The organism is Haladaptatus ordinarius, from assembly GCF_054177595.1.
Genome location: NZ_JBPEHH010000165.1, coordinates 1 through 6,257 on the forward strand (window position 1 = coordinate 1; position 6,257 = coordinate 6,257).

Genomic DNA, 6,257 nt, shown 5'->3' on the forward strand with positions numbered 1-6,257 from the left:
GACGAGTGCGAAACCCGCACAGATGACGCTTTCGGCGTATTCGGACTGAAACCTACGGCATTGCCGGAATCCCACTGTTGTGGGAAGCCCCGTCGTTTACGACGGGGAGGATGTCACTTGCAGAAAGAGGAGGTGCGCGCGGAACATGTCCGCGACGCACTCTGGCAAGGTGCGGATGATGAAGACGATGTGCTGCCGTACGCGCGGGAACACAACCTCGTGGTCGTCACAAGCTCGTGGCCTCGTGGTCGTCACAAGCTCGTGGTCGTCACAAGCTCGTGGTCGTCACAAGCGACGTGAGGGACTTCGGCGACCTACCAACTGCTGCCCACGCAGGCATCGTGCTACTCTACGACGACACGATGCCCGCCTACCGCGTCGCATCAGCCCTCATCGCGATGGTTGACGCCTACCCAAGTCGCGATGCGTTTGTGGGGCGTGAAGAACTCGATTCGTGGACGACCGTCCAGTCACGTTCGACCCGCACGTCGATGGTGTGCGCCTCGTCTTTGTCCCAATTGCGCACCGATAGCCGGGCCAGTTTCGTCTTCGACCCGAGCAATGGAATTGCATCGAGACACCCCGCAAGACTCGACAGTCCCATCACACCGAAGAACCCGAGGAATGAATGACGGTTCATGCTCTCTCTGTCTCTTTATCAACTATATCTAATGTAAATTACATATTAGTCAAGACTTCCGCACCACGAACGAACCAGCCAGTGGGATGAAAGATACGCGCTGTGTATGCAGCACGGGTACTGAAACCTATCACCGAGTGAGGGTTTCAACAGGGCCGATGAGTTAGACCGTGTGAGATGACGACGTTTGCAAGACTGGTCCTTTTCCGACTCGGGACCGACACCGGATTCGGCTACGACTGCTGTAGGGGTCTATCCACCGATCCGGTATCGATCGGACGAGGCGGCTGCTGCCGTGCCGTCGACGTCAGGTGGTCGACGACGTACTCTGCATCCCTGCCGACGCCGGTAAACAGCCCCGACGTCATCGCGTACATGAAGAATAGGCCGACGAAGTACAGTCCCGGCTCGTCTGGGACGACGCCGCGCACGTGGACGGGCTCCTTGGGCTGTTCCTTCCCGTCGAAGATTGGGAGGCCAATCCACGAAAAGTCAGGGCGGAAGCCAGTGCACCAGATGACGTTCTCGACGTCGAGAACGTCATCATCCCCGACGACGGGGTGACCGTCGCGGACGCCGGTCGTGCGAGGCACCCGCTCGACGCCAGCCGCGGCCAGGTCACTCGGCTTCGTGCGCACCAGCGGGCCGCCCTGTGAGAGCACCTTCGGGCGGATACGGCGCCCGATCGGCGTCCCCGTCGTGAGGATTCGGTGGAAGAGCACGCGCATCACGAACGGGACTCCGAGATGACGGCCGACCCACGAGTCGATGTGGAACGGCACGTGGCCGACGTCCCGGCCTGACAGCCACGTTTCGTGCTCGGAGGCGACATCGAGGGCGATCTCGGCACCGGAGTTGCCCGCGCCGACGACGAGCACGTCCCCATCCTGGAGCTGATTGGGGTTGCGGTAGTCGCTCGTGTGCAGTTGGACGACGTCGTCGGAGAGCTCCGTCGCGAGGTTCGGGACCTTCGGGACCTGATAGCTCGCCATCGCTACCACGACGTTGTCCGCCTCAATCCGCCGGTCGCCCGCAGTGACGAGGAAGCCATCGTCGCTCCGTTCCAGCCCGTCCACGCGGACGCCGAGTTCGACGGGCAGGTCGAACCGCTTGGCGTAAGTCTCCAGGTAGTCGGCCACCTCGTCCTTTGTGGGGAAGGTGTACGGTGAGCCCGGAAAGTCCATCCCCGGAAGGCTCGAGTAGCGGGCGGGCGTGAACACCCGAAGGGAGTCCCAGCGGCCCCGCCATGCGTCGCCGACGCGGTCGCTCGCATCAAGGATGATGAAGTCCTGGTCGTGCTGCTGCAGATAGTACCCAGTTGCCAGTCCGGCCTGACCGCCACCGATAATGACGGTGTCGTATCGTTCGACCATGTTTTCGCTCCTTGGTACGTATACGCGCCGGAGGGAAGTGATGATGCCGCGTGCAGTATTTCATCCCCTGAAATCTCGGCTAGGCCGGGTGCTCGCTACGTGAGAGGCTCTCGGCGGACCGGTTTGCCAGTCCGATGGCGGCGGTCGTCACCAGTGGCGTTACGACGGCACGTGGGACTCGAAGGTGACGGGGTCTACTGGGGTCGCCTCCGCGCGAACCTGCTCGAAGACCGAGATGGCCCAGTCGCGGGCCTCCGGGGCGTCGGTGTCGATGACCGCTACGAGTGCCCCAGTCTCGGCGTCATGGCAGCAGATGCCGGCCCGGTCGTCCACGATGCCGAGGCCACAGCGGTCGCCATCGGGGAGGTGGTCGTGGACGAGGACGGTCGCGTTCTCGCAGGCGGCGACCTCCATGATCTGATCCGGATTCCAGGCGACCATCCCCTCCAGGGCCTCGGGCGTGAACACGTACTCGAATGTCATTCCCTCGAGGACCGCGCCGCAGGCCGTCTCGAGGTTGCTTGACTTGTAAACGATATTGTCGAACCCGCGCAACGACGAGGTAGACGCGATGAGCTGGCTGAGACGCTCGACGGGCTCGTAGGGGTACCCTGGCCCGGGGTAGGAGACTACCGCGTCGGCGAAGAGGTCGACGGAGAAGCCCGGCATCTCGACCGGCAGCCACTCCCAGACGTCGCGAAGTTTCTCCTCGATCTCCATCGCGTCCCGGAGAGCCAGGAACCAGTCGGCGACGTACTCGCCGAGGGGGGTCAGTCCGTACGTGGGGCCCTCCCTGACGAGCCACCTACGCTCTTGGAAGTCGGTGAGCACCCGTCCGACGGTTGGCGAGGAGGCGCCAGTGGCCTCACACAGCTCTCGACGGTCGGCCGGTCCGTCGCACAACGTTTCGAGGACGCCGACGCGGTGGGCCGACGTGGCCAGGAATTGGATGGTGTCGATTCCCGTAGTCATGTGTGATGTAGGAGGGCGAGGAACTTAGCGTTTCTACCTCCTGTTCGGGCCATTCGTCCTCGTCGGATTCGCGTTGAGCGACAAGCTCCTCGTCGATTATCACGCTATCGCTACTCGCGGGCAGGTGTATCTCCATTTTAGTCTGTGTGACGACACTTGTGCGTGTGATACGGATTCCTGTCTTGAAAAACGAAGTTCGTTTCTTATTAGTAATGGGCCGGAAGTTTCAAATAGGTTTACATCGTCCCGCAAAAGGAGAATCGATAACGAGCTAGAAGATTCACCGGATATGCAACCACGTACTGAGATGCCAAAGCTGGCATTTTTTCTCATCATAGCGGGAATACTACTTGTCGGAGTGACGTTCGGTGCCAATTGGGCGCTTGCACCGAACACGACGAAGATAACATCCCAAACCAATACCACTGTCCTCGTTGGAGTCCAGGGCCCAGGCTGGGGTGGAAATGTAACCGCACTCAATAACAATGGAAGTGTGCGGTGGACCATCGGGGACGCGATCAGTTATCAGGGCGTTTCGTATCTCGACAACGGAACAGTATTAGCGACCTATGCCGACAAATATCGGCGGTGCGGCCCGTACACCCCGCCCTGTAAACGAACGGGCGTTCGGTTCATCGACCTGCAATCAAAGCCGACGGTCACCAGTGAATGGAGCTACCCGGTTCGAACGCGGAAAGACAGCGAAGTTCACGACGCGGAGATGCTGCCGAACGGGGAGTTGCTCGTCGCGGACATGGAGTACGAGAGTATCTATACGTACAACCTCTCAACCGGACAGCAGACGTGGGTCTGGAACGCGAGTCAGTATTATGACGCCCCGCCCGATCCCACAAAAACCGACTGGCTCCATATCAACGACGTCGATCGGATCGCACCGGGGCGATATCTCGTCTCAGTCCGGAACACGAACCAACTCATCATCGTCGAGCGCGGAAAAGGGGTCGTTGAAGTAATAAACGAAGATCGTGATCCAACGCTACTGAACAAGCAACATAACCCACACTGGCTCGGGGAGGGGGCCGTCCTCGTGGCGGACTCAGAGAACAATCGCGTTGTCGAACTGCACAAAAACGAGTCGACAGGACGATGGGAGGAAGCGTGGGTCGTATACGAAATTGGTGGAATCCCTCTCGATTGGCCCCGCGACGCCGACCGTCTGCCAAACGATCACACGCTGATCACGGATAGTCGAAACAACCGCGTGGTCGAGATACGGCAAAATGGAAGCATCGTCAACAGCTATCGGGTTCCGAATTTGCCGTATGAGGCCGACCGAGTGCCATACGATGAATCGCTCGGACAACCCTACCGATTAGCGGGTGAGAATAAGAAGTTCGGTGACCAAAGCTCGGATATCCCAGTTCTTTCCGTACTGCTTACGGGCGCCCAGCACGTCGTTCCGCTTCCATTTTGGGTCTCCGAGTTACATGTGTTCGCGGTGCTTGTCGCCGTTAGCTTGTGGGTTGTGGCTGGGGTGTTGCTGATAACAGCGTGGTGGACATCAAGAACATCGAACTGAGACATTATGGGCTCTGTTGACTACTTCGCTACGGTCTGTTCCGATCGTGGTTCATCCTAAATCACCCAATCGCTGTCTGTATGGGAGTTTATTTTATATTTATGACCATAAAACCTAAATGGCGTGTGAACAATTATCATGTGGCGAGGGTTCACAATCGACATACCCACGTCTGCCGCCATCACCATGACGTGTAATCGGCCCTCGCCGCCCTGTTGATAGTAGTTTGTAGTACATACGCGCGTCTTCAGACGCCGGTCGAACGATAGACCGGGCCGATACACTGCCGTCGATGGACGGGCAGGATATCCGTTCCCAGTACGTTTAAGCGTCTGTATTCCCTGTTTCAAGGAAGACGTCACGGGAGTTGGTCAACCGCATTCGGGAGGTCGGTGGGGTCTTCCCATGGGATAACGCGATCGGCAGCGGCTTCTTCGAGTACGGCGAGATGGGATGCTGCGATGCCGTTGTCATAGTGGTTGCGCATCTCTTCGTCGGTGGCGTAGATGCGTTTCAGGAGCCAGAGGATATTGCGGACGCGAGTCTGGTAGTGATAGAGAAAGCCGAGTTCCCAGACATGCCCGCCGTCGTAGTCCTCGAGGATGCCAACGATGTACGATGCCATCTCAGAGAGGATGTCGAATGCGGGCGCCCAGAGGTCGAGTTCGTCGCCGCTGAACCCGAAGTCTTCTAATCGGAAGGCTGTCGCGTCCAGTCGGTCTGACAGGAGGTTACAGACCCGTTTTCGGCGTTTGCCTGGCCCATCGTCGCCCCCACGGCCAATCACCAGGTATCGTCGGTCCGCACGCTTGAGTTCCTTCAACCGGTCGCCGTGCAGGCCGTTTTTCAGTTGCTCGTGTTGCTTTGGTGTCGGCTGAAGTGTGGCGTCGTCGATGAGTTCGTCGGGATCGACATCGTCGCGATATTCGGTCTGGCCGTTGGTCGTGTCTTCACTATTCGTCATCCTATCTCGGACAACAGATGAACGACTGAAAGAGGTACTGGTCTGCCAATTAGTTAATGTACTAGTTAGGATACCAGTTGAAGATAATGACCGTATGTTTAATGATGGGCAAACGCGTATTCTTGCATATGTACCCGGACACGTCGCAGTCGAATCCTAGCAAGGGGCAGGCAGACCCCGAGGAATTCGATGCGTGGATGGCGCTCCAGAAAGCGACCGATAAGACGCGTGCGAATCTCATCGCCGACATCGTCGGCCATCCGAAGGGTGCGCCGAGCGTGAAGGAACTCGACTATATGAACCCAAGCCTCGAAGCCGACGCCATCCGCCGACACCTCAAAACACTGCAATCGGTCGGTGTCGTCACGGAACTTGTCGTCGAGCCAGGTGACCGCATCCGTGGGTACCCCTACAAGTTCTACCGACTTACGAAGAATGCGCGTGCTCTGTTCGACAAGAACGACCTGTTCCCCGAAGGAGCGTGGCAGCGACAGTACGACCGCGTCCAGAAGTCCGGTGAAATCAAAGAACTCGAGGAGATGCCGCGGCCAGCTGAAGCTTGATTTCTCCGGCTATAGCCGTGGGATTCACGCGTCTTCAGGCGCGGGAGGATGTCAACTGTAGAACGAACTCTGTACCAGCTACTACACTGAGGGTGTCATAGAACGATTAGCACACCAAAGAGCAGGGTGAACGCTGATGTGGAATGAGTTCAGCGACCCTGCAAGATGATCCTTCGGTAGAGTCCTTCTTCAATGTCGTGGAGAC

The 6,257-nt window shown here is 58.5% G+C and carries 7 protein-coding genes; 3 read left to right on the forward strand and 4 right to left on the reverse strand.

What is annotated here, in order from left to right:
- The first annotated feature begins 117 nt into the window (after positions 1-117).
- A complete protein-coding gene (locus tag ACR3FF_RS25225) occupies positions 118-300 on the forward strand; it encodes a hypothetical protein (RefSeq protein WP_458190863.1) in 183 nt (60 codons plus the stop codon).
- Between the two features lie 109 nt (positions 301-409).
- Here ACR3FF_RS25225 and ACR3FF_RS25230 read toward each other — a convergent pair whose 3' ends face one another.
- The 3 genes from ACR3FF_RS25230 to ACR3FF_RS25240 form a co-directional block, all read right to left on the reverse strand.
- On the reverse strand, positions 410-640 hold the full coding sequence (locus tag ACR3FF_RS25230; RefSeq protein WP_458190864.1) for a hypothetical protein: 231 nt from the start codon (positions 638-640) through the stop codon (positions 410-412).
- Between the two features lie 233 nt (positions 641-873).
- Positions 874-2,013 carry a flavin-containing monooxygenase gene (locus ACR3FF_RS25235; protein WP_458190865.1) on the reverse strand — a complete coding sequence of 380 codons (1,140 nt, stop codon included), beginning with the start codon at positions 2,011-2,013 and terminating at the stop codon, positions 874-876.
- Positions 2,014-2,172: 159 nt separating this feature from the next.
- Complete coding sequence (locus tag ACR3FF_RS25240; RefSeq protein WP_458190866.1) at positions 2,173-2,985, reverse strand: helix-turn-helix transcriptional regulator; 813 nt, start codon at positions 2,983-2,985, stop codon at positions 2,173-2,175.
- A gap of 307 nt (positions 2,986-3,292) precedes the next feature.
- Between ACR3FF_RS25240 and ACR3FF_RS25245 the strand changes: the two genes are divergently transcribed.
- Positions 3,293-4,525 carry an aryl-sulfate sulfotransferase gene (locus ACR3FF_RS25245; protein ID WP_458190867.1) on the forward strand — a complete coding sequence of 411 codons (1,233 nt, stop codon included), beginning with the start codon at positions 3,293-3,295 and terminating at the stop codon, positions 4,523-4,525.
- Between the two features lie 358 nt (positions 4,526-4,883).
- On the opposite strand, the gene ACR3FF_RS25250 is transcribed toward ACR3FF_RS25245, so the two are convergent.
- Positions 4,884-5,489 carry a DUF8170 family protein gene (locus tag ACR3FF_RS25250; RefSeq protein ID WP_458190868.1) on the reverse strand — a complete coding sequence of 202 codons (606 nt, stop codon included), beginning with the start codon at positions 5,487-5,489 and terminating at the stop codon, positions 4,884-4,886.
- A 128-nt stretch (positions 5,490-5,617) separates the two neighbouring features.
- On the opposite strand from ACR3FF_RS25250, the gene ACR3FF_RS25255 reads away from it, so the two are divergent.
- A complete protein-coding gene (locus tag ACR3FF_RS25255; RefSeq protein ID WP_458190869.1) occupies positions 5,618-6,052 on the forward strand; it encodes a helix-turn-helix domain-containing protein in 435 nt (144 codons plus the stop codon).
- The last annotated feature ends 205 nt before the right edge of the window (positions 6,053-6,257 follow it).

Coding starts and splice junctions, on each gene's coding strand:
- ACR3FF_RS25230 (WP_458190864.1), bottom strand. CDS start 640: ATGAACCGTCATTCATTCCTCGGGTTCTTCGGTGTGATGGGACTGTCG.
- ACR3FF_RS25235 (WP_458190865.1), bottom strand. CDS start 2,013: ATGGTCGAACGATACGACACCGTCATTATCGGTGGCGGTCAGGCCGGA.
- ACR3FF_RS25240 (WP_458190866.1), bottom strand. CDS start 2,985: ATGACTACGGGAATCGACACCATCCAATTCCTGGCCACGTCGGCCCAC.
- ACR3FF_RS25245 (WP_458190867.1), top strand. CDS start 3,293: ATGCCAAAGCTGGCATTTTTTCTCATCATAGCGGGAATACTACTTGTC.
- ACR3FF_RS25250 (WP_458190868.1), bottom strand. CDS start 5,489: ATGACGAATAGTGAAGACACGACCAACGGCCAGACCGAATATCGCGAC.
- ACR3FF_RS25255 (WP_458190869.1), top strand. CDS start 5,618: ATGTACCCGGACACGTCGCAGTCGAATCCTAGCAAGGGGCAGGCAGAC.